This is a genomic window from Streptomyces sp. NPDC002446, from assembly GCF_053595675.1.
On the sequence record NZ_JBSFYC010000153.1, the window covers coordinates 1 to 3,344 of the forward strand.

Here is a 3,344-nt window from a genome sequence, read left to right on the forward strand (position 1 = left end):
GGCGGCGTCGCCCGCCTCCGGGTCCACGGCGAGGTCGTCCCGGCGCCCGGCTGGCTAAAGCGAAGCAGTCCGGACACCCTGCCCCTCCGGCCCGCCCCCTCCCGTTGGGGGTGGAGGAAAGGCTGGTGGGGGCGCGCCCCGGTGGTCACCTGACGGTCGTCTTTCGGGGCCCGGGAGCTTCGCCCCCGGAGGGGACGGGCCGGAGGGGGTACGCAGGTCGTCCTACAGTGACGCGGGGGCCGACTGCCTGAGGTGGTCGAGGATGACGGCGTTGGCCATGGCGCGGTAGCCCTCGTCGCTCGGGTGGAGGTGGTCGCCGGAGTCGTAGACGGGGCGCAGCCGAACGGGTGCGGCGGGGTCGCGCAGGGCCTTGTCGAAGTCGACGACCTCGTCGTAGACGCTGCCGGCGCGGATGATGCGGTTGACCTGCTCGCGGACGGAATTCAGCTGGGTGGAGTAACCGCGGTGTCCACCGAACGGCGTAAGGGTGGAGCCGGTGACGCGCAGGCCGCGGGCGTGCGCCTCGCGGACGATCTGCCGCATGCCCGCGACGATCTTCTGCGGGTCGAGCTGGCGCGGGGACTTGAACAGGTCGTTCAGCCCGATCTCGACGATGACCGCCTTCACCCCGGTGCGCGAGAGCGCGTCGCGGTCCAGGCGGGACAGCACGCTGGGCCCGTTGTTCGGCGAGAACTTGCTGCCGTTGACCAGCAGACGGTTGCCGCTGATGCCCTCGTTGAGCACGCCGTAGCGGGGCGCCCCGGGCTCGGTGCGCAGCCTCGCGGCGAGGAAGTCCGTCCAGCGGTGGTTGGCGCCGACCGTCGAGGTGATGCCGTCGGTGATCGAGTCGCCGATCGCGACGACCGCGCCGTGGGCCTCGGTGCTCCAGACATCCACGCCGGTCAGGTAGCGCCAGTACGGGCTCTGCTCGGTGTAGGCGGCGCCGGTGGCGTCCTCCGTGCGGTCGCCGCGCGCCAGGTAGGAGGTCTGCCGGGCGTACGGGTGGTAGGTGGCGGGGCCCGAGGGGGAGGGGGAGTACGTGGTGACCAGGAGGTCCGCGTCGGCGGGCACCTTCAGCCGGGCGGGGTCGCTGGTGACCGCGCCGCCCGCCGGGATGGTCACCGCGGGCCTGCCGCCGAAGGACAGCCGGCGCATGGTGCCGGCCGCGGCGGTGGGGTTGCTGGGGGCCGCGGCCAGGGCCACCGAGGCATGGCTGACCACCAGCGGGCGGGTGCCGTAGAGGTTGGAGAGCTGGATGCGGACGCTGGACCCGCCGACGCTGGTGTGGATGACGTTGCGTATCGACATGCCCGCATAGCCGTCCAGGGTGCCGGGCTCGGCCGCGGCCGCGGAGGCCGACCAGGTGCCGACCCACTGTCCCGAGACGGCCGGTGCCGCGGGGTCGCGCGGCTTGTGCGAGGCGCCGGACGGGCCGCCGTCATCGCCGCCGAAGCCGACAAATATCGCCGTCGAGATCAGCACCACCAACGCCGCCAGACCGGCGAGCAGCGCGTAACCCACACTTTTCTTCATGCGGGAGTGGTCTCCTGAGGGAAGCGGAGCATCTCGCTCCGGGCGGGCAAGGGCAGCGGATGATCAGCGGCACCGTTGCGGTCCGATCGGGATCTCATGATCCCACGGACCCCCCGGAGGGCGCCCGGCGCCCCGCTCGATGCCTCCTTGGCATGGACGCGGGGAACTCGTGGTTCGTTCCGGGAGTAGGTCACAGTGGGACATACGGCCGAATCGGCGGCCGGACGTGCGGCGCGCCAGGGCCGTACGGATGGCGGGGGCACGGTGGGAGCGGTGGAGCGGATGGAACGGACGAGAGCGGACATGGCGCCGAACGGGGCAACGCCCCCGGCGCCGGGCACCGCCGCGGGGAGCCGGACGGTGCCGGGCGGCGGCTTCGCCTACGGGGCGGCCGATGAGGAGCGGCGGCGCGGGGTACGCCGGATGAAGGCCCTGGCCACCGGTCTGCTGCTGGCCGTCGCCCTGGTCTACGTGCTGGCGAAGTGGGCCCAGAACGTCGGGGCGGGCGGCTGGACGGGGTTCGTCGCGGCGGCCGCGGAGGCCGGGATGGTCGGCGCGCTGGCCGACTGGTTCGCGGTCACCGCGCTGTTCAAACGGCCGATGGGGCTGCCGATCCCGCACACCGCCATCATTCCGACGAAGAAGGACCAACTGGGTCAGAGCCTGGGTGACTTCGTCGGGGAGAACTTCCTCTCCGGTGACGTCGTCCGCCTCCGGCTGCGCTCCGTCGGCATCGGCCGGCGCCTGGGCGGCTGGCTCGCCGAGCCGAAGAACGCCGACCGGGTCACCGCCGAGCTGTCCACCGCACTGCGCGGCGCGCTGACCGTACTGCGCGACTCCGACGTCCAGGCGGTGGTCGGCGAGGCCATCACCCGTCGCGCCGACGCCCAGGAGATCGCTCCCGGCCTCGGCACGATGCTGGAGAAGGTCGTCGCCGAGGGCGGCCACCGGCGGGTGGTGGACCTGGTCGTCGCCCGCGCCCACGACTGGCTGGTCGAGCACGGCGACTCCGTCATGTCGGCGGTCTCCGGCGGCGCTCCCGGATGGACCCCGCGCTTCGTCGACCGCAAGGTGGGCGACCGGGTCTACAAGGAGCTGCTGCGCTTCGTCACCGAGATGCGGGACATGCCCGAGCATCCGGCGCGCGGCGCGATCGACCGCTTCCTGCGGGACTTCGCGGACGATCTGCAGTCCGACCCGGACACCAGGGCCCGCATCGAGCGGCTGAAGTCCGAGGTGCTGGGACGCGGCGAGGTGCAGGACCTGATCGCCTCGGCCTGGGGCTCGGTCCGCGCGATGATCGTCGCCGCCGCCGAGGACGAGCGCAGCGAACTGCGGCTGCGGGTGCGGGCGGCGCTGCTGTCCCTGGGCCGGCGGCTGTCCGGCGAGGAGCGGCTGCAGGGCAAGGTGGACCGCTGGCTGGAGGGCGCGGCGGTCTATGTCGTGACGACGTATCAGGGCGAGATCACCGCCCTGATCACCGACACCGTCGCCGGCTGGGACGCGGAGCACACCTCGAAGAAGATCGAGGCCCACATCGGCCGGGACCTGCAGTTCATCCGCATCAACGGCACGGTGGTGGGCGCGTTGGCGGGGCTCTTGATCTATACGGTGACGCGGATGCTTGGCTGAGGCTTCGACGTTTTTGGCTTTCCCGCCGTGGGGGTTGTTGTGGGTTCGCCTGCGGCCCTTCCGCTGCGCTTTGCCTCGGCCGATGTTTTGGCTTTCTCGCCGTTGCGCCTGCGGCGGGCGTTGCCGCTGCGCGGGGCTGTTCGGCTGCCGGTGACGGTCCTCCGGGGCCTGGTGTGTGG

At 72.4% G+C, this 3,344-nt stretch carries 2 protein-coding genes; one reads left to right on the plus strand and one right to left on the minus strand.

Annotated elements, in window-relative coordinates:
• Positions 1–222 precede the first annotated feature (222 nt).
• Positions 223–1,533 carry an SGNH/GDSL hydrolase family protein gene (locus ACWD6P_RS36840; protein WP_451448583.1) on the minus strand — a complete coding sequence of 437 codons (1,311 nt, stop codon included), beginning with the start codon at positions 1,531–1,533 and terminating at the stop codon, positions 223–225.
• A gap of 282 nt (positions 1,534–1,815) precedes the next feature.
• Between ACWD6P_RS36840 and ACWD6P_RS36845 the strand changes: the two genes are divergently transcribed.
• Complete coding sequence (locus tag ACWD6P_RS36845; RefSeq protein ID WP_451448584.1) at positions 1,816–3,165, plus strand: DUF445 domain-containing protein; 1,350 nt, start codon at positions 1,816–1,818, stop codon at positions 3,163–3,165.
• The last annotated feature ends 179 nt before the right edge of the window (positions 3,166–3,344 follow it).

Excerpts from the sequence above, each read along its gene's own strand:
- ACWD6P_RS36845 (WP_451448584.1), top strand. The coding sequence starts at position 1,816 with ATGGAACGGACGAGAGCGGACATGGCGCCGAACGGGGCAACGCCCCCG.
- ACWD6P_RS36840 (WP_451448583.1), bottom strand. The coding sequence starts at position 1,533 with ATGAAGAAAAGTGTGGGTTACGCGCTGCTCGCCGGTCTGGCGGCGTTG.